At 66.4% G+C, this 26,733-nt stretch carries 24 protein-coding genes; 20 read left to right on the top strand and 4 right to left on the bottom strand.

Annotation, left to right across the window (positions count from 1 at the left end; all coding sequences use genetic code 11):
- Nucleotides 1–274: 274 nt before the first annotated feature.
- The 9 genes from pssA to GBG68_RS11740 all read left to right on the top strand — a co-directional run bounded on the left by pssA (nt 275) and on the right by GBG68_RS11740 (nt 10,090).
- Nucleotides 275–1,078 carry a CDP-diacylglycerol--serine O-phosphatidyltransferase gene (gene pssA / locus GBG68_RS11780; protein WP_152147560.1) on the top strand — a complete coding sequence of 268 codons (804 nt, stop codon included), beginning with the start codon at nt 275–277 and terminating at the stop codon, nt 1,076–1,078.
- Nucleotides 1,079–1,122: 44 nt separating this feature from the next.
- A complete protein-coding gene (locus GBG68_RS11775; protein WP_152147558.1) occupies nt 1,123–2,673 on the top strand; it encodes a 2-isopropylmalate synthase in 1,551 nt (516 codons plus the stop codon).
- A gap of 15 nt (nt 2,674–2,688) precedes the next feature.
- Nucleotides 2,689–3,516, top strand: a complete 828-nt coding sequence (locus tag GBG68_RS11770) for a uracil-DNA glycosylase (RefSeq protein WP_152147556.1) — start codon at nt 2,689–2,691, stop codon at nt 3,514–3,516.
- Nucleotides 3,513–4,004: a ribosomal protein S18-alanine N-acetyltransferase gene (gene rimI, locus GBG68_RS11765; RefSeq protein ID WP_226801785.1), complete on the top strand. Its 492-nt coding sequence runs from the start codon at nt 3,513–3,515 to the stop codon at nt 4,002–4,004. Before GBG68_RS11770 ends, rimI begins: the two co-directional genes overlap by 4 nt.
- 102 nt (nt 4,005–4,106) lie before the next feature.
- Complete coding sequence (locus GBG68_RS11760; protein ID WP_152147554.1) at nt 4,107–5,777, top strand: GGDEF domain-containing protein; 1,671 nt, start codon at nt 4,107–4,109, stop codon at nt 5,775–5,777.
- A 100-nt stretch (nt 5,778–5,877) separates the two neighbouring features.
- A complete protein-coding gene (locus GBG68_RS11755) occupies nt 5,878–6,396 on the top strand; it encodes an ATP-dependent zinc protease (RefSeq protein ID WP_152147552.1) in 519 nt (172 codons plus the stop codon).
- Between the two features lie 3 nt (nt 6,397–6,399).
- Nucleotides 6,400–7,932 (top strand): inactive transglutaminase family protein, encoded by a 1,533-nt coding sequence (locus GBG68_RS11750; protein ID WP_152147550.1) that lies wholly within the window; start codon nt 6,400–6,402, stop codon nt 7,930–7,932.
- A complete protein-coding gene (locus GBG68_RS11745; RefSeq protein WP_152147548.1) occupies nt 7,932–8,930 on the top strand; it encodes an alpha-L-glutamate ligase-like protein in 999 nt (332 codons plus the stop codon). Before GBG68_RS11750 ends, GBG68_RS11745 begins: the two co-directional genes overlap by 1 nt.
- A gap of 80 nt (nt 8,931–9,010) precedes the next feature.
- Nucleotides 9,011–10,090, top strand: coding sequence for a phospholipase D-like domain-containing protein (locus GBG68_RS11740; protein WP_226801784.1), 1,080 nt, complete (start codon nt 9,011–9,013; stop codon nt 10,088–10,090).
- 33 nt (nt 10,091–10,123) lie between these two features.
- Here the strand turns inward: GBG68_RS11740 and trxA are convergent, their stop codons facing one another.
- Both trxA and GBG68_RS14190 read right to left on the bottom strand, forming a co-directional pair.
- Complete coding sequence (gene trxA / locus GBG68_RS11735; protein ID WP_152147546.1) at nt 10,124–10,453, bottom strand: thioredoxin; 330 nt, start codon at nt 10,451–10,453, stop codon at nt 10,124–10,126.
- 168 nt (nt 10,454–10,621) lie between these two features.
- Complete coding sequence (locus GBG68_RS14190; RefSeq protein ID WP_193222315.1) at nt 10,622–10,795, bottom strand: hypothetical protein; 174 nt, start codon at nt 10,793–10,795, stop codon at nt 10,622–10,624.
- Nucleotides 10,796–10,923: 128 nt separating this feature from the next.
- Here GBG68_RS14190 and GBG68_RS11730 point away from each other — a divergent pair, with 128 nt between their 5' ends.
- From GBG68_RS11730 to GBG68_RS11680, 11 genes are all read left to right on the top strand, one after another.
- A complete protein-coding gene (locus GBG68_RS11730) occupies nt 10,924–13,557 on the top strand; it encodes a LuxR C-terminal-related transcriptional regulator (protein WP_193222314.1) in 2,634 nt (877 codons plus the stop codon).
- Between the two features lie 523 nt (nt 13,558–14,080).
- Nucleotides 14,081–14,935: a 3-hydroxybutyryl-CoA dehydrogenase gene (locus GBG68_RS11725; protein WP_152147542.1), complete on the top strand. Its 855-nt coding sequence runs from the start codon at nt 14,081–14,083 to the stop codon at nt 14,933–14,935.
- Nucleotides 14,936–15,009: 74 nt separating this feature from the next.
- Nucleotides 15,010–15,198, top strand: coding sequence for a DUF1289 domain-containing protein (locus GBG68_RS11720; RefSeq protein ID WP_152147540.1), 189 nt, complete (start codon nt 15,010–15,012; stop codon nt 15,196–15,198).
- A gap of 82 nt (nt 15,199–15,280) precedes the next feature.
- A complete protein-coding gene (locus GBG68_RS11715; RefSeq protein WP_152147538.1) occupies nt 15,281–15,958 on the top strand; it encodes a GntR family transcriptional regulator in 678 nt (225 codons plus the stop codon).
- Between the two features lies 1 nt (nt 15,959).
- Complete coding sequence (locus GBG68_RS11710) at nt 15,960–16,637, top strand: GntR family transcriptional regulator (protein ID WP_152147536.1); 678 nt, start codon at nt 15,960–15,962, stop codon at nt 16,635–16,637.
- 9 nt (nt 16,638–16,646) lie between these two features.
- Nucleotides 16,647–17,063 (top strand): cobalamin B12-binding domain-containing protein, encoded by a 417-nt coding sequence (locus GBG68_RS11705; RefSeq protein ID WP_152147533.1) that lies wholly within the window; start codon nt 16,647–16,649, stop codon nt 17,061–17,063.
- Nucleotides 17,064–17,117: 54 nt separating this feature from the next.
- Nucleotides 17,118–18,539: a phenylacetate--CoA ligase family protein gene (locus tag GBG68_RS11700; RefSeq protein ID WP_152147531.1), complete on the top strand. Its 1,422-nt coding sequence runs from the start codon at nt 17,118–17,120 to the stop codon at nt 18,537–18,539.
- Nucleotides 18,540–19,511, top strand: a complete 972-nt coding sequence (meaB, locus tag GBG68_RS11695) for a methylmalonyl Co-A mutase-associated GTPase MeaB (protein WP_152147528.1) — start codon at nt 18,540–18,542, stop codon at nt 19,509–19,511. It abuts the gene before it with no gap.
- Nucleotides 19,504–21,195, top strand: coding sequence for a methylmalonyl-CoA mutase family protein (locus GBG68_RS11690; RefSeq protein ID WP_152147526.1), 1,692 nt, complete (start codon nt 19,504–19,506; stop codon nt 21,193–21,195). Before meaB ends, GBG68_RS11690 begins: the two co-directional genes overlap by 8 nt.
- Nucleotides 21,196–21,307: 112 nt before the next feature.
- Entirely contained in the window at nt 21,308–21,871 is a 564-nt protein-coding gene (locus GBG68_RS11685; RefSeq protein ID WP_152147524.1) for a cob(I)yrinic acid a,c-diamide adenosyltransferase, read from the top strand.
- Between the two features lie 201 nt (nt 21,872–22,072).
- On the top strand, nt 22,073–23,860 hold the full coding sequence (locus tag GBG68_RS11680) for a PHA/PHB synthase family protein (RefSeq protein WP_152147522.1): 1,788 nt from the start codon (nt 22,073–22,075) through the stop codon (nt 23,858–23,860).
- A 168-nt stretch (nt 23,861–24,028) separates the two neighbouring features.
- Here the strand turns inward: GBG68_RS11680 and GBG68_RS11675 are convergent, their stop codons facing one another.
- Both GBG68_RS11675 and mnmC read right to left on the bottom strand, forming a co-directional pair.
- The gene (locus tag GBG68_RS11675) at nt 24,029–24,592 is read right to left on the bottom strand and encodes a nitroreductase (protein WP_152147520.1); all 564 of its coding nucleotides are present in this window, start codon (nt 24,590–24,592) and stop codon (nt 24,029–24,031) included.
- Nucleotides 24,593–24,725: 133 nt separating this feature from the next.
- Nucleotides 24,726–26,699, bottom strand: coding sequence for a bifunctional tRNA (5-methylaminomethyl-2-thiouridine)(34)-methyltransferase MnmD/FAD-dependent 5-carboxymethylaminomethyl-2-thiouridine(34) oxidoreductase MnmC (gene mnmC / locus GBG68_RS11670; RefSeq protein WP_152147518.1), 1,974 nt, complete (start codon nt 26,697–26,699; stop codon nt 24,726–24,728).
- Nucleotides 26,700–26,733 lie beyond the last annotated feature (34 nt).

Here is a 26,733-nt window from a genome sequence, read left to right as displayed (position 1 = left end):
CAGCCGGAAGGGGATCAGCGAGCAGCTTGTTTGAGCGTAGCGAGTTTGCTGCTCGCCCCCTTCCGGCGAGAAGCGCAGGGGAGCGCCGGGCGCAGCCCGGTGCCAAATCGTGGGCCGCCGCAGGCCGCACCACCCCCAGGGCCCGCACCGAGCTTGCAAAACCGATAGACGGTTGCCTCCCAGATCTCACGCGTCTTCATCATCCCGCTTCCCGCTTGAGCGGAACCGGCGCATGCTCTACCGTTGACACCGCTTCACCAGGGAAACGAGGTCTATGTCCGAGGACGAGAAACAACCCCGCCGGCGCGGCATCTATCTGTTGCCGAACCTGCTCACCACCATCGCGCTGTTCTTCGGTTTCTACGCCATCGTCGCCGCCAGCCACGGTGCTTTCGAATCCGCGGCCGGAGCGATTTTCATCGCCATGATCATGGATGGGCTGGACGGCCGCGTGGCGCGCTTGACCAACACCCAGAGCGATTTCGGCGTGCAGTACGACAGCATCGCCGATATGGTCAGCTTCGGGCTGGCGCCGGCGCTGGTGGTCTACCACTGGGCGCTGGCCGATCTGGCCGAAGTGGCGCCGACCCTGGGCAAGATGGGCTGGATCGCCGCCTTCGCCTATGCCGCCTGTGCCGGCCTGCGTCTGGCCCGCTTCAACACCCAGGCGGGCTCGGCGGACAAGCGGTATTTCCAGGGCCTGCCCAGCCCGTCCGCCGCCGCCGTGGTGGCGGGCCTCGTCTGGAGCGGGGCGGACTGGAACTTCGGCGGCGTGTCGGTGGGCTATGTGGCGCTGGTGCTTACCCTGGCGGCGGGCTTGCTGATGGTCAGCAATGTGCGCTACTACAGTTTCAAGGAATTCGATTTCCGCTACCGAGTGCCTTTCATCGCCATGGTGGTCCTGGTGTTGCTACTGGCCTTCGCCGCCATCGATCCGCCTCGGGTGCTGTTTGCCGCGGCGCTGATCTACCTGTGCACGGGCCCGGCGCTGACCGTACGTCAGCGTAGAAAGCGCAAGGCGGCGCGTGGGGGCGGCGAGAGCGAACGAGTGGCCGGGGAAGAGCGGGACACGCGGTGATAGAATGCGCGCCGCGCAGTCCGGCGCACGATGGGGAGCAAGGCATGAGCGATAAAGAGAAACTGATCATTTTCGACACCACGCTGCGCGATGGCGAGCAGAGCCCTGGTGCCTCCATGACCAGGGAGGAGAAGGTCCGCATCGCCCGCGCCCTGGAGCGCCTGCGGGTGGATGTGATCGAGGCCGGCTTCCCCGCCGCCAGCAATGGGGACTTCGAATCCGTGCAGGCGGTGGCGCGCACGGTGCGCGAGAGCATCGTCTGCGGCCTGGCCCGTGCCCGCGAGGCGGATATCGCCCGTGCCGGCGAGGCCCTGCGAGATGCTGCAGCCGGGCGCATCCACACCTTCATCGCCACCTCGCCGATCCACATGAAGATGAAGCTCCAGCTGGAGCCGGACGAGGTGGTGGAGCAGGCGGTGCGCTCGGTGAAGCAGGCCCGCCAGCTCACCGACGATGTGGAATTTTCCCCCGAGGATGCCGGTCGCTCCGAATTCGATTTCCTGTGCCGGATTCTGGAAGCGGTGATCGACGCCGGGGCGCGCACCGTCAACATTCCCGATACCGTGGGCTATAACCTGCCCGACCAGTTCGGCGGCTTGATCCGCCGCCTGCGCGAGAATGTGCCCAATGCGGACAAGGCGGTCTGGTCGGTGCATTGCCACAACGACCTGGGCGTGGCGGTGGCCAACTCCCTGTCCGCGGTGCTGAACGGCGCGCGCCAGGTGGAGTGCACCATCAACGGGCTGGGTGAGCGGGCCGGCAATGCGGCGCTGGAAGAGCTGGTGATGGCGGTGCGCACCCGTCAGGACGTGTTTCCCTGCAAGACCGACATCAACGCTCAAGAGATCGTGCCCACCTCCCGGCTGGTCTCCAATATCACCGGCTTCGCCGTGCAGCCCAACAAGGCCATCGTCGGTGCCAATGCCTTCGCCCACGAATCCGGCATTCATCAGGACGGGGTGCTCAAACACCGCGAGACCTACGAAATCATGCGCGCCGAGGATGTGGGCTGGGGCGCGAACCGCATGGTGTTGGGCAAGCACTCGGGTCGCAACGCGTTCCGCAGCCGCCTGCAGGAGCTGGGTGTGGCCTTCGATTCGGAAGAGCAGCTCAACGAGGCTTTCGTGCGCTTCAAGGACCTGGCCGACAAGAAGCACGAGATCTTTGACGAGGACCTGCAGGCCCTGGTGAGCGAGGCCACCTGGTCGCTGGAGAACGAGCGGGTGCGCCTGCAGTCACTGCGCGTGTGCTCCGAGACCGGCGAGCGCCCGGAGGCCGAGTTGGTCCTGTCGGTGGACGGCGAGGAGCGTCGGGCCAAGGCCGCGGGCAGCGGCCCGGTGGATGCGGCTTTCCGAGCCATCGACCAGATCCTGCAAAGCGGCACCGAACTGCTGCTCTATGCCGTGAACAACATCACCAGCGGCACCGATTCCCAGGGCGAGGTGAGCGTACGGGTGGAGAAAGCCGGGCGCGTGGTCAACGGGCAGGGTTCCGATACCGATATCGTCATCGCCTCGGCCAAGGCCTATCTGAACGCCTTGAACAAGGTCATGCAGGGCGCCGAACGCACCCATCCGCAGGTGGACGGGGTCTGAGCACCCGGGAGTCTCATGGCTGATGCCGCCGAACAGCGCCGCCTGAACTACCTCGCCCGGCTGGGCGTGGACGTTTGGGTGCCGCGCGAACCGGCGGCGCGAACCGAGGCCGCGCCCGCCACCGCGATACCGGTGGAAGCCTCGTCGGTGGAAACCGCGTCGGTGGAAACCGCGTCGGTGGAAACCGCGCCGGTGGATGTGCCGCCGACGCAGCCCACAGAATCCTCGCCGCAGCCGCAGCCGCAGCCGCAGCCGTGGGTGGCCGGGGGTTCCGGTTTGACGCAGGACTGGCCCGAACTGGCAGCGGCGGTGAGCGGCTGTCGCCAATGCGGCCTGTGCGAGGGGCGCACGCAGACCGTGTTCGGTTCCGGCGCCCGGGACGCCCGCCTGCTGGTGGTCGGCGAGGCGCCGGGCGCGGACGAGGAGCGGTTGGGCGAGCCCTTCGTGGGTCCCGCCGGCGGGCTGCTGGATAATATGCTGCTGGCGATGGGCCTTGCCCGGGAGCAGGTGTTCATCGCCAATACCTTGAAATGTCGCCCGCCCCGCAACCGGGATCCGCGCCCCGAGGAATTGCGCGCCTGCGCGCCCTGGTTGCAACGCCAGGTGGAGCTGCTGCAGCCTGGGCTGATTCTCGCCCTGGGACGGGTGGCCGCGCAGAGTCTGCTGGCCAGTGATGAGCCCTTGGGGCGACTGCGTGGCCGCGCCCACCACTACGGTGCCACGGGCATACCGCTGCTGGTCAGTTATCACCCGGCCTACCTGCTGCGCATGCCCTCCGAAAAGGCCAAGGCCTGGCAGGATCTCAAGCGTGGCATGGCTCTGCTGCGCCGGGAGGCGGCGTGAGCGCCCGAGTGCTGGATGAGCCCCCGCTGCTGATACGCCCCATGAGCCAAGCGGATATTCCCCAGGTCATGGCGGTGGAGCGGCGCGCCTACCCCTATCCCTGGACCGAGGGCATCTTCCGCGATTGCGTTCGGGTCGGTTATAGCTGTTGGGTCGGCCTGGATGCCCAGGCTTTGCGCGGTTACGCGGTGATGTCCTGCGCGGCCGGTGAGGCGCATCTGCTCAATCTCTGCGTGGATCCCGACTTTCAGTCCCGGGGCCTGGGTGGGCGTCTGCTGCGCCACGCGCTGGCCCAGGCCGCCCGCCTGGGCGCCGAGTGCCTGTTGCTGGAGGTCCGCCCCGGCAATGTGCCCGCTCGGCGCCTCTACGAGCAGCTCGGCTTTCGTGTCGTGGGCCGCCGCAAGGACTACTATCCCGCGGAGCAGGGTCGGGAAGACGCCTTGGTGCTCACCCGTTCGTTGACGGAGCCGTTTACCGCTTGGGGATGAAGGAGACACTGAGCCGGTGTTCACCTTTGTCGGGGGCTGCGTTATATTCGGCCGCGACGTGCCTAATAATTCTTTTATAAACGGCGTTTAGCGAGCCGGTTCATGACGGAAACCCTGCCCGAACTCCGGGGCTGTGCGGACACGCAGCTGCTTAAGACCATCAGCGCGACCATCGATCTGGACGTGCTGCTGGATTTGCTCGGCGATGAGCTGGATGCCCTGTCGGAAGTGGACGGTTATCTGGTCACCCTGGCGGATGATGCGCGGCAGTATCTGGATTTTCGCATGCTGCGGCTGCCTCCTGCCCACGCGGCGCTGGAGGATACCTACCGACATACCCGCATTCCCCTGGGCGGCGACGATCTGCACAGCCGCTGCGTGAACAGCAGCGCCCCGGTCTACATCGACCAGGACACCCTGGCGGAGTGCCCCGAGGGTGTGCGTACCCGTTTTCGCTTCATGGGGCTGAGCGCCATCCTGGTGCTGCCCCTGGTAGCCCGCTCGGGGGTGCTGGGTTCGGTGGCGGTGCTGCTGTGCGATCAGAAGACCCTCTCGGCGCAAGGCCGTGAGCGTCTGGACGAATTGGTCGAATGTTTCGCCAACCAGCTTGCCCACGCCCGCTACCATGAATCGGTGCGCCGGCGGGAGAGGGCGTTGGAGGCCGCCGAGCGCGACCAGAAGGCGTTCCTGCGCTTTGTGGCCCGAGTCAACGATCTGCGCTCCAGTGAGCTCATCTACGAGGCGATCTCCGAGGAGTTCCTGCGCCGCTTCCCCTTCGATCTGATCGGCGTGGCTCTGCAGGAGGGCGATGAGCTCAAGGTCCAGTCGGTGCAGACTCGGCCTGGCTTCGAGCTGGAGCGCGAGCGCGCCTGGGCTTTCTACCGTGACGCGCACTATCCGCTGCGGGTGGATGCCGGCGCCCTGCCCATCGTATTCATGCAGAATTCGCCGCTTTACCTGGCGGATGCGGCCCAGATCCGCGATCTGCCCATGGCGGATAACGACCTGGCGGCTCTGCAGGCCCTGGGTGAGCCGCGCACCTTCCTGCTGGTGCCCATACGGCGCAAGCAGCAGGCCGTGGGCGTGCTGTGGTTGGCAAGCCTGCGCGAGCCGGTAAGCCTGGACGAAGACATGCAGGAGCTGATCGATCTGCTCGGAGACTTCGTCGGCACCAGCCTGGGCAATGCCCAGCTCTACGAGCTGGTGGCCAAGCAGAACCAGTCCATCAACGAACTCAACGAAAGCCTGCGCCAGAAGGTCGAACTGCTGGCGGAGCAGGCGGTGACCGACCGGCTGACCGGGCTGCACAACTTCGGCTTCTTCGAGTCCGAGCTGGGCCACCGCATCAGCGAAGCCCAACGCCAGAGCCGCAAGCAGGGGCTTTCGGTGATGCTGATCGACGTGGATCACTTCAAGCGCTTCAACGACACCCACGGCCACGAGGCGGGCAACCAGGCCCTGCGGGAAGTGGCCAGGCGTATCCAGACCGTGGCGCGCAGCATGGACGTGGTCTGCCGCTATGGGGGGGAGGAGTTCGTGGTGCTGCTGCCCCGCTGCGATCTGGATGGGGCCCGCGCCTGTGCCGAGCGCGTGCGCCAGGAAGTGGCCGGCACGCCGTTTCTGATCGACGAGCAGTGGATCAGTATCACGGCAAGCTTTGGCTGCGCGAATCTGCGCCCGGGCGAGGACCGAAAGAGCTTCATCGAGCGCGCCGACCAGGCCCTGTACCGGGCCAAGGAGAACGGCCGCAACCGGGTGGAAGTCTCCCTCTGAGCCCGTTTTTCCCCGCAACTGTCGTCATATAGAGACTCTTGTCACACTTTTACTGACTGCCGACAATGGGCGACCCCACGGCGAAGTAAAGGTGTGTTTCATGCGTCGCGAGCTCGCGCGGATCCTGCTCTGTCTGTTGTTTGCCGCGCCGGTGCAGGCGGGTGGTGACACCCCCTCGCAGCGGGTGGTGCTCGGTTGGGTCGAGTACCTGCACGTGGGCTCAACAGGCTGGCGGATCAAGGCGAAGCTGGACAGTGGCGCGAACACCGCCTCCATGCATGCCGAGAATATCGAGCGCTTCGAGCGCGACGGTGCCCCTTGGGTGCGCTTTACCGTGGATCTGGAGAACCACGGCAAGGAAAAGCGGCAAGTCTTCGAACGCCCGCTCGCGCGCGATGTGCTGATCAAGAATCACGCAGGCCCCTCCGATCGTCGCCCGGTGGTGGAGATGGACTTCTGCCTGGGCGGGGAAACCCACACCGCGGAGTTCTCCCTCGTCGACCGTAGCCGCTTCATCTACCCGGTGCTGTTGGGGCGCCGCTTCCTGGCTGATGTGGCCTTGATCGATCCGGGCAACGAGTTCGTTGGCCCCGGTGGCTGCGAACAGGGCGCGGGCTGAGCGATGGCCCTTCGTGATCCCTCCGTGCGGGTGCTGGCGCTGCTGCTGCTGGTCACCGGGATCGGCATGGCCTGGTACAAGTCTCAGATGCTGGGTCTGCCGCTGCTGCCCACTGAGCAGGCGCGGGTCTGGACGGTGGAGGCCCGGGTGAAGTTCGAGGCCGAGGGCGGGCCGGCCAAGCTGGATCTGGCGATTCCCGCCGAGCAGTTGGCGGGGCATCGCCGCCTGGGGGAGGACTTCATCTCCAGCAACTACGGTCTGGCCACCGAGCAGCGGGGCGACAACCGCCTGGCTCGGTGGGCCGTGCGTCGCGCCCGCGGCGAACAGGTGCTTTACTATCGCTTGCAGATGACGCCGCGCGCCGAAGTGGCGGATACCCAGTGGGAGCCTCCGGCCTATCCCGCCGTGCCGGATTACCCGGAGCCCTACGGCTCGGCGGTGACCGCGCTGCTGGAGACGGTGCGGGGCGAATCGGCGGATATCGCCTCCTTCACTCGCGCCCTGTTGCGCCGCTTCGGCGCCGAGCAGCCGGACGATCATGTGCGGCTGCTGCGCGAGAACGCGCCGGGCTCGGCGGAGTCTGTGCGGCGGCTGATATGGGTGTTGGCCGGCGCGCGCATCCCCGCTCGTATCGTTTGGCTGCTGCCCATGGAGGACGGCATGCGTCAGGGCAGCCTGCAGCCCTGGTTGCAGGTGCACGAGGGGCAGCGCTGGCTGAGTTACGACCCGGTCAGCGGCGCGCCCGGCCTGCCCGGGAACGCTCTGGTCTGGCGGGTGGGCGATGGCCCGCTGGTGACCACCAGCGGCGGATCGCCCGCTCAGGTGGAGTTCTCCGCCGCGCTGGGTGAGCGGGACGTGGTTGAACTGGCCCAGCGTGACAACGCGGGCCTGGCGAAATATTCCCTCTACGGGCTGCCGGTGAATACCCAGAACGCCTATCGGATACTGCTGGCGGTGCCCATAGGGGCCTTGCTGGTGGTGCTGTTGCGCAATGTGGTGGGCGTGAAGACCTTCGGCACCTTCATGCCGGTGCTGATCGCGCTGGCCTTTCGCGAGACCCGGCTGCTCTGGGGCATCACCCTGTTCATCATGATCGTCGCTATCGGCCTGCTGTTGCGGCGGTATCTGGAACATCTCAAGCTCTTGCTGGTGCCGCGCCTGGCCGCGGTGCTCACCCTGGTGATCCTGATCATGGTGGGCATCAGCCTGCTGAGCCATCAGCTGGGGCTGGACCGGGCGCTATCCGTGGCCCTGTTTCCCATGGTCATTCTCGCCATGACCGTGGAGCGGATGTCGCTGGTGTGGGAAGAGCACGGCGCGCGGGATGCCTTTCAGCAGGGTTTCGGCAGCCTGCTGGTGGCGGTGCTCGGTTATCTGGTGATGAATCAAGCGCTCGTCCAGCACCTGGTGTTCGTGTTCCCCGAGCTGCTGCTGGTGGTGCTGGCGGCGACTCTGCTGCTGGGGCGCTACACCGGGTATCGCCTGTCCGAATTGTGGCGCTTTCGCTCGGCGGCGGCCGCCCGGGAGCTGTCCTGATGCTGATCAGTCCGCGCAAGCTTCGGGAGCTGGGCATCGTCGGCATGAACCAGCGCAACGGCGAGTACATCATGCCCTGCAACCCGCGTCGGCTCTTCCCGCTGGTGGACGACAAGCTCGCCACGAAACGCCTGGCCGAGGCCGCGGGTATCGCCGTGCCGCAGCTCTATGGCGTGATCCGTACCGAGCGCCAGGTGCGGGAGCTGGGCGCGATGCTGAAAGGCCGCGAGGATTTCGTCATCAAGCCCGCCCACGGCAGTGGCGGGGCGGGGATCGTGGTGGTGACCGATCGCCGCCCCGGGGGCTTCCGCCGCTCCAACGGCCGCATCGTGACACGCGAGGCGTTGGAGCATCATGTCTCCAATATCCTCTCGGGCATGCACAGCCTGGGCGGTGCGCCCGACCAGGCCCTGATCGAGCAGCGGGTGCGCTTCGCGCCGGTGTTCGAGAAGCTCACCTACGGCGGTGTGCCGGATATACGCAGCATCGTCTTTCGCGGCGTGCCGGTGATGGCCATGGTGCGCCTGCCCACCCAACAGTCCGACGGCAAGGCCAATTTGCATCAGGGCGCCGTGGGCGCGGGTATCGCGCTGGCCAGCGGGCGCACCCTGAGCGGGGTGTGGCGTGAGCGCCTGGTGCACCATCACCCGGATACCGGCATGGAGATTGCCGGGCTGGCCATTCCCGGCTGGGACCGACTGATGGTGCTGGCGGCGCGCTGCCAAGAGCTGGTGGGCCTGGATTATCTGGGCGTGGATGTGGTGCTGGACGCCGAGCGCGGCCCCTTGGTGCTGGAGCTGAACGCCCGGCCGGGCTTGAGCATACAGCTGGCCAATCGCAAGGGCCTGGCGCATCGGCTGGACCGCATCAAGGCCCTGGCTGCGATCCCCGACCAGGCCGAGGAGCGGGCGGCGCTGGCCATGCGCCTGTTCGCCGATGGCGCCGAGGAGTGTGAAACCACAGCCGTTTGGCGCGGCTGGTGGCGGCGCAGCGCCTGAGCGGCGGGGCCGGTGCACTTGCCCCCCGCGGCGATTGCCCCGCATCATCCAGGCGCTAACCCAGCGCCGCCGAGGCCGGTATGCCCGTGGAGCACTCCAGCGTCGATGAGATCTACACCGAGGGTGACGCCCTCTACCGGGCCATGTGCGCGGCCATCCAGCGCGCGCGCCGCCGGGTGGATCTGGAGGTGTACATCTTCGAGTGCGATGAGCTCGGCCAGCGCTTCGTCCACGCCCTGTGCGCGGCGGCCCGGCGTGGGGTGAGGGTGCGTTTGCTGGTGGATGCCTTCGGCTCGCTGTGGGGTGTGCCGGCACGGGTGGAGCGGGAGCTGCTGGCGGCGGGGGTGGCCGTGCGGCGTTTTCATCGCTGGCGTTGGCGCAGCCCCTTGCGCTACAACCGGCGCAATCATCGCAAGCTGCTGCTGGTGGATGAGGAAAGTGCCTTCATGGGGGGCTTCAATATCCACCGGCTCAGCTCCCGGGAACTCTATGGTGAAGCGCGCTGGCGCGATACCCACGTGCGTTTGGGCGGTGATCTGGTGCGTCAGGCATCGGAAAGCTTCGAGCTGTTCTGGCAGGGGCGGCGGGAGCGCCACTTGCCGATACGCCTGTCCGCCGAACAGGTGCTGCTCTCCAATCACAACCTCTACGCCCGGCGCCGGCTGCGCCGCGTGTTCGATGCCGCCCTGAACGATGCCCGCCGGCGTATCTGGCTCACCAACCCTTACTTCGTGCCCGACCACCGCATGCAGGGTCGCTTGGTGCGTGCCGCGCGTCGAGGGGTGGATGTGCGCGTGCTGCTGCCGGGCAAGAGTGATGTGCGCCTGGCCCGTTGGGCCTCCCATGCGGCGTACACGCGTTTGCTGGAGGGGGGGGTGCGCATTTACGAGTATCTGCCCCGGATGCTGCACGCCAAGACCGCCGTGGTGGATGGCGACTGGGCGAGTGTGGGCACTTCGAATCTGGATTATCGCAGCGTGTTTTTGAACTACGAGATCAATCTGGTCTCGCGCTCGGCGACGCTGTGCGCGGCACTGGAGCAGCAGTTTCTGGCGGACATGACCCAGTCCGAGGAGATACCCGCCGAGCGCTGGGGGCGTCGGCACTGGGGGCATTACGCCGCGGAGGCCATCGGCTGGTGGGCGCGACGCTGGTTGTAGCACCGCGCCCGCGGCGCTAAGGGCGGCGTCTGCCTAGTCGGCCAGGCTTTCCTCGATGAAGCCCGTCAGAGCCTGCTTGGGCATGGCGCCCACCTTGGTGCCCTGGGGTTGGCCGTCCTTGAACAGCATCAGCGTGGGGATGCCGCGCACGCCGAAGCGCTGGGGAGTCTCCGGGTTGTCATCGATGTTCAGCTTCACCACCCTGACCTTGCCGGCGTACTCTTCCGCCACCTGGTCCAGAATGGGGCTCAGCATCTTGCACGGCCCGCACCATTCCGCCCAGTAATCCACCAGTACCGGCTCCTTGGACTGCAGCACCTGCTGCTCGAAGTCACTGTCGCTGATCTTGATCGCTCCGGCCATGGCAAGCCTCCACGGTATGCTTGTTGGGTGGAGGGCAAGGGTAAGGCCTGAGCCCGGTACTGTGTAATCGTTTATTCCGAATTTCCCGATAGGCCAAGCCTATGGGAGGCGCCGGTCTATTCCTTTGGCCTCGGAGCGATTGGCTGCCGCGCAACCCCAGGGGGTGGATCAGCGTCTCCCCGGGTCCAACAGACCGCGCAGCAGTTGCACCAGGTGGTCATCGGCCAAGGGGCTTCGGGGAGGCGCGGCGGGCAGGGGCCTGGCCAGGCGCAGGCAGTGATCGTCTTGTGCCAGGATGGCGACCCGGCTGGGGCGATGATGCGAGCGAGCTTTCTCGGGCATGGGAATGGCACCTGTCGTACGGAAAAGAAGCCTCGATCCTAACGATAACGATTCGCATTCACAAGAAGCTGGTGGTGGTCGCGTCGCACTGCCAGTACACTGCGCCCAGATTGCCAGCTATTGTGCTTATGAGCGTCACTCACAATCCTCGTATCCTCTCCCCCAAGCTGGGGCCACCGGTCAGCCGCGCACTCAGTCTGCGGCGGCGCCGTTTGCTGGATGCCCTGCTGGGGGCGCGGGATTACCGTGTCGCCCTGGTCCACGGTCCGGCGGGGGCCGGCAAGACCACCGTGCTGGCGCAGAATCACGATGTGCTGAGCGAGGCCGGTGAGGGCGCCGCCTGGCTGTCCCTGGACCGTTATGACGACAGCCCCCATCGCTTCATGATGGCGCTGCTGGCGGCCCTGGCCCGGGTAGACGCCAGCCTGGGCGAGGAGGCCGCGGAGATGTTGGCAGTCAGCCCCGAGGCACCGGTGCGTGAGGCGCTGGCGAGCCTCATCGATGACTGCCTGCGCTACGGTCGCCCGCTGACCGTGACCCTGGACGACTACCACGAGCTCGCCAACCCCGAGGTCCACGCGGCGGTGGACTTTCTGCTGCGCTACCTGCCGGCGAATCTGCGCCTGCTCATCGGCTCCCGTGACCTGCCGCCTCTGGCTTTGGCGCGCTTGCGCATGCGTGGGGAGTTGCTGGAGCTGCCTTGGGAGGAGTTGCGCTTCACGGCCGACGAGGTGGCCTGTTATCTGCGCGATAACCAGAGCCTGGTCCTGGATGAGGCTCAGCTGCGGCGCCTGGGTGAGCGCTCCGAAGGCTGGATCGCCGGTCTGCAACTGGCGGCGGTGAGCCTGCGCGACCAGGCTGACGCGCAGCGATTCGTGGACGAATTCTCCGGTGCCCGGGCCGAGGTGGCGGATTACCTGCTGGAGGACGTCTTCCAGCGCCAGGAGCCGGCGCTGCAGGAGTTTCTCCTGCGCAGCGCCGTGCTGGAGCGAATCAGCGCCCCGCTGTGCAATGCCGTGCTGGGTATCGAGGACGCTCGGCGGCGCTTGGACCAGCTGGAGCAGGCCAATCTGTTCATCTTCAGCCTGGATGCGGAGCGCCAGTGGTACCGTTTCCACCATCTGTTCCGGGATTTTCTCCGTGCCCGCCTGCAGGCGGGGAGCCCGCAAGCGCGGGCGCAACTGCTGCGCCGGGCCAGCCAGTGGTACCGGGAACGCGAGGAGTTTTTCGACGCGCTGGCCTATGCGGTGGAGGGCGGCTGGTACGAGCAGGCCGCCGAACTGCTGGAAGCCATCGGCCAGTCCCTGGTATACGGCTGTCGCTTCAAGGAACTGCGGGAGTGGCTGGAACGCCTGCCCGCCGACTTGTTACGCCGGCGGGCCAGGCTGGCGCTGCTCTACGGCTGGGCCTCGGCGTACCTGGGCGCCTTCGAGCAGGCCCGGGAAGCCATGGCTTGGGCCCAGGCTGCGGCCGCCGACGACGGTGCCGGGCAGTTGCTGCGCGATGAACTGCAGGTGCTGCGCACCGTTACCGCCATCATCCAGACCGACGAGCCGGAACTGGCGGGCGGGGAGGAGGCGCTGCCGGAACGCTTCCCGGTACAGGAGCGCCTGACCCGAGCGATGGCCTACATCGTCAAGGGCTATGCGCTGCGTGCCGGGCACCGGCTGGAGTGCGCGCGGCAGGCCGCGCAGGCGGCCATCGAACTGTCCGACGATACCCAGGGCTCGCTGGTGAACCTGCTGGCGCGCTTCAACCACGGCACCGTGCTGTATCTGCAGGGACGCCTGAAGGAAGCCGAGCAGAGCCTGCGTGCCTCCATAGACCACGCTCAGACCCGGCGCTGGGGGCGCAGCATGGCGCTCGCCTTCATCCGCGTGCAGCTGGCCATGGTGCTGCAGCAGTGGGAGCGTTGGCAGGCAGCGCTGGGGGAGCTGGACCAGGCGGTGGAGTTGCTGGAGAGCAGCCAGAATTACGGTTTCCTGGGCCTGGCCTATGCCGAGCGCAGCGTTTGCCTGCGGGCACTGAACCGCGAAGAGGCGGCGGACAAGGATCTGGGGCGTGCCGCCAAGGTGGCGACGCGCCACCATGTGACCCGGGCCCGGTTGCGTCATCAGTTGATCAGCGCCCGGGTGCAGATGGAGCAGGGCAGGACGGATGCGTCCGAACGCATATTGCGCGACGCCTCGGTGCTGCCTGTGTCCGAAGGCGAAACGCTGTCCGAGCAGCAGGAGGGGTGGCTGCTCGGTTGGCTGCGTCTACTGCAGCAGCGCGGCGACTACCCGGCCCTGGCGGCCCAGGCCGCCCGGGGCGAGAAGAGTGCCCGTACCGCCGGGCGGGGGCTGAACCGGGTGTGCTTCCTGCTCTGGCAGGCCCGGGCGGCGGAGCGGCAGAACGATGAGGCCGCCCAGCGGCACTATCTTGACGAGGCATTACGGGAGGCGACGCCAGGTGAGATTCGCCTGCCCTTCAAGGGCCTGCCCCCGGAGCAGCTGCAGCGCCTGACCGCCCAGGCGGTTTGGCTGGCCCCGCGCCCGGATAGCGGCCCGGAGACGGATGACAGCGTACCGGACCTGCACCCGCGTGAGCTGCAGATCCTGGAGCTGCTGGCCGAGGGGCTGCGAAATCGGGCGGTGGCCCAGCGCCTGTTTCTCTCCGAGGAAACCGTCAAGTGGTACCTCAAGCGCCTCTATCAACGGCTGGAGGTGGGAACCCGCACCGAGGCCGTGGCCCGCGCCCGGCAGATGCAGCTCATCACCTGATGACTCACTCCCCCCGAAGGGGGGGTGACCACCCCCGGCTCCCCGCCTTAATCTTGAACCCGTGTTCGGCATTGGCCGAACCATGAACATCGGCCTTCGTGGCCTCTGTTCTCCTCAGAGTGTTTATACCTCTGCCGATTCGATTGGGAGACCGTCTCGGCAGAGTACATCCCGGCGAGGGATGTTCTCCCCTGGTGCCCGGCTATTTGCCGGGCATTTTTTTTTGCGTCATCGCGGCTTGGCGGGAAAACCAACCGACCTCTCGATTGTGATGATTGGCGGATCTGCATGCTGCTCGCGGATCCCCTCCCGGCTCAGATGCTCGGCTGCGTCGACGTCCGTCGCCGGCCCCACCCGCCCATCCGAACGCTCCGCCCCGGGCCGCGACACGACCCCTGGCAGCGGCCTCGACCGCGACGACTCTCCACCCATACCCCTGGCCGATTGTGCCTCCTCCTGAAAACGGTATACGGTATGCGGAAGACTTTGTTCGTCCGTCAATACAGTAGTGAGGAGTGGGAGTATGGATCTGCAGCGAATCGGCGTGCTGGGCGCGGGCATCATGGGCAACGGCATCGCCCAGGCCTTCGCCGGGGCCGGCCTGGATGTCTTGATGGTGGATATCGACGAGGCGGCCCTGACGCGCGGCCTGGCGGCCATCCGCAAGAGCCTGGACCGGCTGGTGGTCAAGGACAAGCTGAGCGCGACCGACCGTGATGCCCTGCTGGGGCGCATCCGCACCGCCACCGACACCGCCGCCCTGGCCGATCGTCAGCTGGTGGTGGAGGCGGTCAGCGAGGATGAAACCCTCAAGGGCCGGATCTTCCAGCAGTTGGACGATATCTGCCCCCCCGAGGCCATCCTCGCCTCCAATACCTCGTCCATCTCCATCACTCGCCTGGCCGCGCTCACCGGGCGCCCCGAGCAGGTGATCGGCATGCACTTCATGAACCCGGTGCCGGTGATGAAACTGGTGGAGGTGATCCGCGGGCTGCAGACCAGTGATGAAACCTACCGAACCGTGCGTGCCATGGCCGAAGGCCTGGGCAAGGCGGGCATCGAAGTGCGCGATCGCCCGGCTTTCGTGCTCAACCGGGTGCTGGTGCCCATGATCAACGAGGCGGTCTGTGCCCTGGACGAGGGGCTGGCCAGCGCCGAGGACATAGACACGGTAATGAAGCTGGGCGCCAATCACCCCATCGGCCCGCTGGCGCTGGCGGATCTGATTGGGCTGGATACCTGCCTGCAGATCATGAAGGTGCTGCAGCGCGGCTTCGGTGATCCGAAGTACCGACCCAGCCCCTTGTTGCAGCAGATGGTCGACGCCGGGCGACTGGGCCGCAAGAGCGGCCGTGGGTTCTATGACTACCAGGGGTGATCGCTGACGGGACATCGCGGCCACAAGCCACGATCCCGGCTTTTCCCTGTCACCCAAGCAACCGAGAACCGCCCATGACCACCCCCGAACGCATCCCATCGCCCTGCAAGAATCTCTGCAACCTGGCCGAGGACGAGAGCCACTGCACCGACTGCCTGCGCACCCTGCGGGAGATTACCACCTGGACCCAGATGAACAACGATCAGCGCCGCGCCGTCTGGGACGCCATCGAGCGGCGCCAAGCGGAGCAAGGCGCCGAGTGAATGCTGCGGCGTGTCACAAGTCGCGCTTGCGGCATGCCGAATACTGTATACAATATTCTGTAAGCGAACGGTTTAGAGAGCCATGAGACAGATAAAAAGTCAGAAACCCCTATCCGAGCTGGTCTACGACGCGCTCATTGACGCCATCTGCAACGGCACCCTGGCGCCGGGCGAGCGGGTGACCCAGGACGAAGTCGCCGAGCGGTTGAACGTCTCCCGGCTGCCGGTGGGTCAGGCGCTCAAGCAGCTCAAGAGCGAGGGTTTCCTGGTGGAGGCCGGCCGGCGCGGCCTGAAAGTGGCGGAGCTGGAGCCGGAGTTCGTCGCCGCCCTGTATGAATTCCGCGGTGGCCTGGACGCGCTCAGCGCCGGCATCGCCGCCCGCAAGGTGGGTGAGGCGGCGCGGGAAGAAGGCGAGCGCATCCTCGCCCGGGGGCGCCAGGCCGCGGCCGAGCGCGATGTGCCGGGGCTGATCGAGGCCGATATCGCCTTTCACTGGTACATCTACGAGCTGGCCGGCAACCCGCTGATCAACGATGTGATGCAGACCTACTGGCATCACATCCGCCGCATCATGCGCAACATCCTCGGCGAGCACCGTAACCAGGACCAGGTCTGGTGCGAGCACCAGGCCATCCTCGATGCCATCTGCGCGGGGGACGTTGAAGCCGCCGAGCGCGAGGCGCGGGCGCACGTGAACCACGCCGCCGCCTGGCTGCAGCGCGTTCTCGCCGAGGCCCGCGTGCGGGCGGTGGGGGCCTGACATGCAACTGGAAGCCCCCAAGCCGCTGCCCGAACTGGTCTACGACGCGGTGCTCAACGCCATCTGCGAAGGCACCCTGCGCCCGGGCGAACGGCTCACTCAGGAGACGGTGGCCGAGCGCCTGAACGTCTCCCGCCTGCCCGTGGGCCAGGCCCTGGCCAAGCTGAAAGGGGACGGTTTCGTGGTAGAGGCCGGCCGGCGCGGCCTGAAGGTGGCGCCCATCAACGCCGTACTGGTGCGCGAGCTCTACGAGGTGCGAGCCGGGCTGGACCTGATCAGCGCCGGCAAGGCCGCCCGTCGGATCACCCCGGCGCTGGCCGGTGAGGGCGAGGAGCTTCTGGCCGATGGCCTTGCCGCGGCGAAGGCCGGCGATGTGCTGCTGCTCATCGACGCCGACTGGCGCTTCCACTGGCTGATCCACGAGATCGCCGGCAACGAGCGGCTGCGCGACCTGATGCGCGCCCAGTGGCATCACCTGCGGCGGATCATGATCAACATCACCCGAGACACCTCGGATGCCGGCCCGGCCTGGGCCGAGCACCGGGCGATCTGGGAAGCCGTCTGCGCGGGCGACGCGATACGGGCCGAGCGCCTGGCGCGCGCGCACGCACACCAGGCATCGGAGCGGCTGCAACAGCGGCTCGCCTCCGAGTCCACTCTGCAACAACGCACTGCCTAGGAGATAACCATGGCTGACAATACCCCTGCAATCCGTGTCCTGCTGGCCAAGGTCGGTCTGGATGGTCATGACCGCGGCGTCAAGGTCGTTGCCCGCTCGCTGCGCGATGCCGGCATGGACGTCATCTATACCGGCCTGCACCGCACGCCCGACGAGGTGGTGGATGCGGCCATCCAGGAAGACGTGGACGTGCTGGGCATCAGCCTGCTGTCCGGCGCGCACATGCATATTTTTCCCCGAGTGCTGGAGCTGCTCAAGGAAAAGGGTGTCGAGGACATGATCATCGCCGGCGGTGGCGTGATTCCGGACGATGACGTCAAGGTGCTGGAGGAAATGGGTGTGCACAAGATCCTGCTCCAGGACACCCCGCCCCAGGAGATTGTCGACTCCCTCCGCCAGCTGGTGGCCGAACGCGGCGCCCGGTAGACCCCGGGCAGGCCGGCGGACGGCCGACCAGGAGAAGACGGAGGAGGCAAGACTATGGAAGAGTGGAATTATCCACCGCGATACGACAACGGCTACCTGCCCGACCGCTCCAGCCGCTACTGGTTCCGGGAGCGGGAAACCATGGAGCCCGAAAAGCGTGATGAGCTGATCGTCGCGCGACTGCGCGAAGTGATGCGCTACGCCTATGACCGCTCGCCGTTCTACCAGCGCAAGTGGGATGGCGCGGGCATCAAGCCCGAGGACATCCGCAGCCTGGAAGACTTCGAGCACGTTCCCGTGGTCACCAAGCAGGAGTTGCGGGATTCACAAGCCGCGCACCCGCCCTTTGGCGATTATCTGTGCTGCCCCGAGAGCGAGATCTACCACATCCACGGCACTTCCGGGACCACCGGGCGGCCGACGGCCTTCGGTATCTCGAAAAGCGACTGGGAGACCATCGCCAACAACCACGCCCGAATCATGTGGGGCATGGGCCTGCGCCCGGGGGATACGGTGATGATCGCCGCCATCCTCAGCCTCTATATGGGCTCCTGGGGTGCGCTGATGGGCGCCGAGCGCCTGGGCTGCAAGGCCTTCCCCTTCGGCGCCGGTGCGCCGGGCATGACCGCCCGGGCCGTGAGCTGGTTGCAGATGATGAAGCCGGCTGGCATCTACGCCACCCCCTCTTATGCCTTGCGGTTGGCCGAAGTGGCCCGGGCGGAGGGCGTGGATCCGCGGGCGTTCGGCCTGAAGGTGATGTTCTTCTCCGGCGAGCCCGGCGGTTCCATACCCGCGATCCGCGACAAGATCCAGGACATCTTCGGGGCCAAGGTGGTGGACTGCGGCACCATGGCGGAGCTGACCCCCTGGATGCACGCCTCGGGCTCGGCGAGCACCGAGGGCATGCTGCTCTGGCAGGACATCGTCTACACCGAGGTCGCCGACCCGGAGACCCATAGACGGGTGCCCTATGGGGAGCAGGGCACGCCCATCTACACCCACCTGGAGCGGACCTCTCAGCCCATGATCCGCATGGTGTCGGGGGACCTGACGCACTGGGTGATGGAAGAGAACCCCTGTGGGCGGACCTATCCGCGCCTGCCCAAGGGCATCTATGGCCGCATCGACGACATGTTCCAGATCCGTGGCGAGAACGTCTACCCCAGCGCCATCTCCGAGGTGCTGGAAGGCCTCCAGGGTTATGGCGGCGAGCACCGGATCATCATCTCCCGCAGCGGCTCCATGGATGAGCTGGCGGTGCAGGTCGAATACGACCAGGCCGTGGCACAGTCCGGCGCCGATGCCGCCGAGGCCTTGGGCAAAAAGGCCTCGGCCGAACTCAGCCGGGTCCTGGGCGTGCGCGCCAAGGTGGACATGGTGGGGCCCAGTACCTTCCCGCGCACCGATTTCAAGGCGCAGCGGGTGGTGGATGACCGCAAGCTCTATGACAGCCTGCATGACAAGAACGGAGGCTGAATGATCAACCGTAAACCCTCAATGGAGCTGGCCGAGCGAGTGCGCGAGGGCGATCTGCGCGCCATCGCCCGGCTGATCACCCGCGTCGAAGCCAACGAGAGCGAGGTGCGCCCGGCGCTGGCCGAGCTCTACCCGCACACCGGCCGGGCCCATGTGGTGGGCATCACCGGGGTGCCCGGGGCGGGCAAATCCACCCTGGTCACCCAGCTGGCCCGGGAGATCCGCGCCAGTGGCCGCACGGTGGGCGTGGTCGCCATCGACCCCTCCAGCCCGTTCTCCGGTGGCTCGATACTCGGCGACCGGATACGCATGGGTGACCTGATCTCGGATCCGGGTGTCTTCATCCGCAGCATGGCCACCCGCGGCTCCCTGGGGGGGCTGGCCCGCCCGGCGCTGGATGCGGTGGACCTGATGGACGCCGGCGGCTTCGACGTGGTCCTGATCGAGACCGTGGGCGTGGGCCAGGACGAGGTGGACATCGTCCGCGCCGCGCACACCACGGTAGTGGTCAACGCCCCGGGGCTGGGCGACGACGTCCAGGCCATCAAGGCCGGGGTGCTGGAGATCGCCGATATCCACGTGGTCAGCAAGGCCGATCGGCCGGATGCCAACCGGACCATCCAGGAACTCAAGGGCATGTTGATGATGAGCCTGGAGCCGGGCGAGGGGATCTGGCGCGTGCCGGTGATTCCCACCAGTTCGGAGCAGGGCAGCGGCTTCGATCAGCTGCTGGAAGCCATCGACCGACACCAGGCCCATCTGGAAAACAGTGGCGAGCTTGCCACGCGACGCGAGCAGATCGCCTCGACACGGGTGGTGAAAATCGCCGAGCAGATCGTGCGTGACAACTTCGCCCGTAACCAGAAACTGCATACCGAAGAGTTGTTGGACAAGGTCACTCGCCGCGAATCGGACCCTCACAGTGCCGCGGTGGAGTTGCTGAAACAAGTGAAGGAGACTATCCATGACTAAGCCGTTCGATTCCGCCGCCATCCAGAGCATCGACAAGCAGGTGCGGGACTGGGAGGCCAATGAGGTCGCCTCCTTCATCAAGCGCGCCCCCGAGAGCAAGTCAGAGTACCTGACCGGCTCCGGCATGCCGGTGCAGCGGACCTACACGCCGCTGGACATCAAGGACACGTCCTATGAGGACATCGGTCTGCCCGGCCAGTACCCCTTCACCCGTGGGCCGTACCCGACCATGTACCGGGGCCGCAACTGGACCATGCGCCAGATCGCCGGTTTCGGCACCGCCAAGGAAACCAACGGCCGCTTCAAGTACCTGATCAAGCAGGGCCAGACCGGGCTGTCCATCGACTTCGACATGCCCACCCTGATGGGTTACGACTCCGACCACTTCATGTCCGAGGGCGAAGTGGGCCGCGAGGGCGTGGCCATCGACACCCTGGCGGACATGGAAGAGCTGTTCGAGGACATCGATCTGACCAAGATCTCCGTGTCCATGACCATCAACCCCTCGGCCTGGATCCTGTACGCCATGTACATCGCCCTGGCCGAGAAGCGCGGTTATGACCTGAACGATCTGTCGGGCACCATCCAGAACGACATCCTCAAGGAATACATCGCCCAGAAGGAATGGATCTACCCGGTGCGGCCCTCGGTGCGGCTGGTGCGCGACTGCATCCAGTACGGCTCGAAGCACATGCGCCGCTACAACCCGATCAACATCTCCGGCTATCACATCTCCGAGGCGGGCTCCACCGCGGTGCAGGAAGTGGCCTACACCATGGCCACCACCATGGAGTACGTGAAGACCGCCATGGATGCCGGGGTGGATATCGACGAGTTCGGCCCGCGACTGTCGTTCTTCTTCGTCAGCCAGGCCGACTTCTTCGAGGAGATCGCCAAGTTCCGCGCCGCTCGCCGGATCTACGCCAAGATCATGCGCGAGAAGTTCGGCGCCACCAAGCCCGAGGCCAGCCGTCTGCGCTTCCACGCCCAGACCGCCGCGGCCACGCTGACCAAGCCGCAGTACACCATCAACCCGGTACGGACCGCGCTGCAGGCGCTGTCGGCGGTGCTGGGCGGCGCCCAGTCGCTGCACACCAACGGCATGGACGAAGCCTTCGCCATCCCCACCGAGGAGGCGATGCGCATCGCCCTGCGCACACAGCAGATCATCGCCCACGAGACCAACGTCACCCAGGTGGTCGACCCCATCGGCGGTTCCTACTACGTGGAGAGCCTCACCGACCAGATCGAGAAGGAAGTCTGGAAGATCCTCGACGAGGTGGAAGAGCTGGGCGGTACGCTCAAGTGCATCGACGATGGCTACTTCCAGCGGGGCATCTCCGATTCCGCCTACGACTTCGCCCTGCGCAAGGCGAGTGGCGAGCGCCCGGTGATCGGCGTGAACATGTTCGTGGACGACGAGGCCGATCCGGAGATCGAGATCCACCCCCATGACCCCGAGACCGAACGCCGACAGATCGAGCGCCTGAACCGCGTACGCGCCGAGCGTGACGAGCAGAAGGTTCAGGGCATGCTGGCCAAGCTCAAGGAGCAGGCGGCGGACGAGTCGGTGAACCTGATGCCCCTGACCATCGACCTGGTCAAGGAAGGCGCGTCCATGGGTGACATCGTCGAGACGCTGAAGGAGATCTGGGGCACCTACCGCGAGACGCCGGTGATCTGACGCTCTGCTTCCCGGCGAGGAGGGCCAGCCTCTTGTCAGGCTGGAGTTGGAGGGTGGCGGTGGCATTCCAGGGAATGCTCCCCACCCTCGTTTTGTTTGCAAGGAGGCCGAGATGGTCAAGCTCACCAAGATCTACACCCGCACCGGCGACAAGGGCGACACCGGCCTGGGCGACGGCAGCCGGGTGGCCAAGTTCGACCCCCGGGTGGCCGCCTACGGCACCGTGGACGAGGCCAATGCCGCGGTGGGCGTCGCCCGCCTGCACGTGGAAGGCGAGTTGGACGAGATGCTGTTCCGCATCCAGAACGATCTGTTCGACGTGGGCGCGGATCTGTGCACGCCCGAACAGGAGGACCCCAAGTACCCGCCGCTGCGGGTCAGCGATGCCCAGGTGGAGCGCCTGGAGGCAGAGATCGACCGCCTGAACCAGGATCTGAATACCCTGCGCTCGTTCATCCTGCCCGGCGGCAGTCCGGCCGCCGCGTACCTGCACCAAGCCCGTACGGTGGTGCGTCGCGCCGAACGCGAGTGCGCCGAGCTGATCAGCCAGGAAAAGGCCAGCGCCGCGACGCTGCGCTATCTGAACCGGCTCTCCGACTACCTGTTCGTGGCCGCCCGCCATGTCAACGACAAGGGCGCGGCGGACGTGCTATGGGTGCCGGGGCAGAATCGCTAAAGCGCTGTGCGGCAATGCTGCGGCGCAGCCAGTATTGCCCCCGGCGATGGTGTAAGTGGTTGATCGTAAAGACTAGGTCGGCCTTGTGCCGATGTGCTGCGATGCAGTATTATTGGCCGGATCACCGGGGTGGTCGTTCTTGAACCCCCGCTCCGCGTGTCGAACCGAATACGCCCGGCAACACCGATGAGGTATCGATTTATGGCTGGTAATGCTGCCGCAGAAAAGCGCGAGACCGTGGATGCGCGCGAAATGGCGCGCTCCGTGATGGACATCGCGTCCAAGAGCCAGCAACTGGTAAAGGACTTTCTGGCAAAGGAGCAGGACGCTGCCAACATCACCGTGGACGACGCGCTGCACATGAGCCGCCTGTTCCAGGAGTTCAACAGCCGGCTGATGGCCAACCCCACGCAGCTGATCCAGGCGCAGATGGCGTTCTGGCAGAACTACATGCAGCTGCTGCAGAGCGCCTCCCTGCGCATGATGGGGTTCCGCAGCGAAGCCGTCACGGCGCCGCACAAGGGCGACAAGCGCTTCAGGCACGAGGCCTGGGAAGAGAACCCGCTGTTCGACTTCATCAAGCAGTCCTACCTGCTGACCTCCGACTACATTCACTCGGTGGTGAAGAACGTCGAAGGCCTGGATGATCTCACCGCCAAGAAGGTGAACTTCTACACCCGCGCCTTCATCGATGCGCTGTCGCCCACCAACTTCGTGATGACCAATCCCGAAGTGCTGCGCAAGACCCTCGATACCCGCGGTCAGAACCTGCTGAACGGGCTGAACAACCTGCTCGACGACCTCTCCAAGGGTGGCGGCATCACCATGACCGACCTGGAGGCCTTCGAGGTGGGCAAGAACATTGCCATCACCCCGGGCAAGGTGGTCTACCAGACCGATATGATGCAGCTGATCCAGTACAGCCCCAGCACCGAGAAGGTGCACAAGCGGCCGGTGCTGTTCATTCCGCCCTGGATCAACAAGTTCTACATCGTCGATCTGCGCCCCAACAACTCGCTGCTGAAGTGGCTGGTGGATCAGGGCCACACCGTGTTCGCCATCTCCTGGAAGAACCCGCCGGCGGAATACGCCGACAAGGGCTTCGAGGACTATATGCTGGAAGGCCCCGTGGCCGCGCTGGACGCCATCGAACAGGCCACCGGCGAGCGCGAGATCAACTCCATCGGTTACTGCCTGGGCGGTACGCTGCAGGCCTGCACCCTGGCCTATCTGGCCGCCAAGGGCGATGACCGGGTCAAGAGCGCTACCTATTTCACTACCATGCTCGATTTCGAGCAGCCCGGTGAGCTGGAAGTGTTCATCGACGAGGAGCAGATCACCGCCCTCGAGAAGCGCATGAACGAGAAGGGCATGCTGGAAGGCAAAACCATGGCCACCACCATGAGCAGCCTGCGCGCCAACGACCTGATCTGGTCCTTCTTCGTCAACAACTACCTCCACGGCAACGATCCGTTCCCCTTCGATCTGCTGTACTGGAACTCCGACGCGACCAACATGCCGGCGCGTATGCACAGCTTCTATCTGCGCAATATGTACCAGCACAACCGTTTGAAGGAGCCGGGCGGCATCGAGCTGGCGGGCGAGAAGATCGACCTGAGCAAGATCACCATTCCGGTGTTCTTCATCTCCGCCATCGACGACCACATCGCCCCGTGGAAATCCACCTACGCCGGCACCCAGCTGCATGGCGGTCCGGTGAAGTTCGTGCTGGGCGGCTCCGGCCACATCGCCGGCATCGTCAACCCGCCGGAGAAGAACAAGTACGGCTACTGGACCAGCACCAAGAAGACCGCCGATCCGGACGAGTGGCTGGAATCCGCCACCCAGAATGAAGGTTCCTGGTGGCCGGAGTGGGGCAAGTGGATCGCCCACAAGGCCGGCGCCAAGGTCGAGGCGCGCCAGCCCGGCGACGGCAAGCTCAAGCCCATCGAGGACGCCCCTGGCTCCTACGTGAAAGAGAAGGCCTGAGCCCGCAGCCAGGCCTGAACCGAAAACGCCCGCGTAAGCGGGCGTTTTTTATTGTCGGGTTCTTAACCGCAGCGGCGCGGAGGATCACAGAGTTAAACAGAGGAATCTGGCACTCAACCTGCTCGGTGGATCGCTGTGAACCTCTGCGCCTCGGCGGTTAAAACACGCTCAGGGCAATTCCACCAGACTGGCGGAGGCGGGCCGGCGGCGGCTGTCCGGTTGCTCGTCCGGGTAGCCGTACCAGATCAGCCCCACCACCTGCTCGGCCTCGGGATCCACCCAGATCAGATCGTAGAAGTCCGCCTCGCGGGTGATCGGGCCGGTGCTCCACTTGCTGCCTATGCCCTGGCCCCAGAGCGCGAGCATCAGGTTCTGCACCAGACAGCAGCAGGCGGCGTAGTCCTCCTGCTGGCGCAGGGGGTCCTCGCTGCGCTCGCAGGTCACCACCAGCCAGCCCGGAATGGCGCTCCAGCGTTCCCGCTTCGCCTGGGCGGCCTCCGCGCCTTTGCTCCGCGCCACCAGGGTGCTGTTCAGGTCGAGGATCTGCGCTCTGGTTTCTTCACCGATCAGGTAAAAGTGCCAAGGTTCGCTCAGATAATGATTGGGCGCCCAGCGCGCCAGTTCCAGCGCCTCGTGAATGATCGCCGGGTCCACCGGGCGCGGCTGGAAGCGGTTGATGGTGCGTCGCCCGCGGATGGCGGCGACAAGATCGGTATCGGGCATCAGGCTCATGGGGGTTACCGTTGAATTGGTTGTGACATCGCTCATGGTAAAACAAGCCGGGCGAGGACGGGCGCTGGCCTTGATGGCGCCCCGGCGCAAGCCGGTTCGCCGCCAAGGCCCAAGGGGCTCGATCAGTGCGCCCCTAGAGTTCGCGCCGTCGCAGCGCGCGAATGAGAAAGCGCCCCGGGTGCACCGCCCGGATCAGCGTCTCGTCCAGCGGCGGGGTTTCGCCGCACAACTGTGCCGCCAGCAGTTCGCCGGCGAGCACGCTGCCGGCAATGCCTCGCGCGCCGTGTCCCAGGTTATAGTACAGCCCCGGTTGCCACTGTGGCGGCGGGTAGCGGCTGTGGGGGCTGCCTCGGCGCAGATCGGCGTAGTCCTCCAGCCAGCCGGCCCAGTGGGGCGCGGGCCCTATGACCGGCAAGCGGTCCGGGCTGGTCATGCGCACGCTGGCGCGCCCCTGGCAATCAGCGGGCGCGGAGCCCGATAAGGCCGCCGCCAGTGTCGGCAGATTCTCGCTCAGCGCGTGCAAGTTGCGCGCATGGTCGCTGGGACGTACGTGCGTATCCCGCTCCCGGTTGTCCACCGTGGCGCCCACGCTGTGCCAGCCGCGCACGGCCGGGGTGACGTAGCCCTTGTGGCATACCACGCAGCGCGGCAGGTCGGAGCCGGCGTCGGGTAGCAGGGTGACCGCACCGCGGGCGGGGCGCAGCGGCAGATAGCGACTGTTGAGCCAGGGCGCCGGCACGGCACCGCTGCATAGCACCACCGCGTCCGCGTCCAGGGTTTCACCGTCGTCCAGCGACACCCGCCAGGCGTTGGGCAGCGCCTGCAATTGCACCACGGTAGCGCCAAAGCGGCGCTGCAGGTGCCCCCGGTGTCGCGCCCATTCCAGCTGGCCTTCGCACAGGCCGGGGGGGTGCAGCCAGCCGCCACCGGGTATCCACAAGCCCGGCCCCAGCGCCAGGCCGGCGTAAGGGGTGCTGTCAGAGCTGAAGCGAAGCCCCAGCGCCGCCAGCGCCGGCTCCTCGGCAATGCGGGCATAGCGCGTCATTGCCTGCTCGCTGCGTGCGGCCAACCACACACCGCAACGCTGGCCCTCCACCGCGATTCCGGCGCTGTCCAGCTCCTTCAGGCGCGTTTGCAGCGTCTCCACGGCGCGCAGGGAATAGCGGCTCGCGGGGTTCAGATCCTGGCTGAGCAGCGGGTACCAGGCGCCCGCCAGATTCCCGGAGGCTTCGGCGGCGGCGTGGGGGTGTTGATCGAGCAGCACACAGTCCACGCCGCGCCGGGCCAGGCTGTAAACGGTGGCACTGCCGGCCAGCCCCGCGCCGACCACCAGTACGCGTTCTGGCCGCCCGGGCGCGGCGGGCCGAAACCAGGGGGCGGTGTGGTCCGGTTGGGGGGGCATCAGTTCGCCGCGGAGCATCTCGCGTTTGCGGCCGAAACCGGCGCGTTTCTCCACCCGAAAGCCGGCCTGCTCCAGGCCGCGGCGCACCCGCCCGGCGGCGGTGAACGTGCCAAAGCGCGCGCCCGCGCGGCTCAGGCGGGCCAGGGCATGGAAGACGTCCGCCGTCCACATCTGCGGGTTGCGGGCCGGCGCGAACCCATCGAGGAACCAGGTATCCATGCCCGCCGCTTTGCCGGTTCGCAGCGCCGCCAGGGCCTGGTCCACCGCCTGAAAGTGCAGGCTCAGGCGCAGCCCGTCCTCGGGCCAGTGTGCTTGCAGCACGTGTCCTGGCTGCTCCGGCCAGACGCTCAGCAGCGCCTCGGCGCCGTCGGCAAGCTCCGGCCAGGCGGCAAGCGCCCGGCGCAGTTGTTCTCGGCTCAGTGGCCAGGCTTCGATGGAGATAAAATGCAGCTGGTCGGTTTGGCGTTGCGACCGCAGCGAACGCCACAGCGCCCGGCAGGCGAGAAAATTGAGCCCGGTGCCGAAACCCAGTTCGCCGATGCGAAAGTCAGGACGCGCTTCCTCCCGCCAGCGGCGGGCAAGTTCGGTGCTCTCCAGAAAGACATGGCGGGATTCCGCCAGCCCGTTCTCGGCGCTGAAATAGACGTCGCCGAAGCGCAGGCTGCGCGGCGCGCCTTGTTCGGTCCAGTCCAATTCGGGATTCATAAGGTTGGGGGGCGCCTGTTGCCCGGGCAGGCGA

This window comes from Alkalilimnicola sp. S0819 (assembly GCF_009295635.1).
Taxonomy (GTDB): Bacteria; Pseudomonadota; Gammaproteobacteria; order Nitrococcales; family WHIW01; genus S0819.
This window is presented reverse-complemented; position numbering and strand designations above follow the sequence as displayed.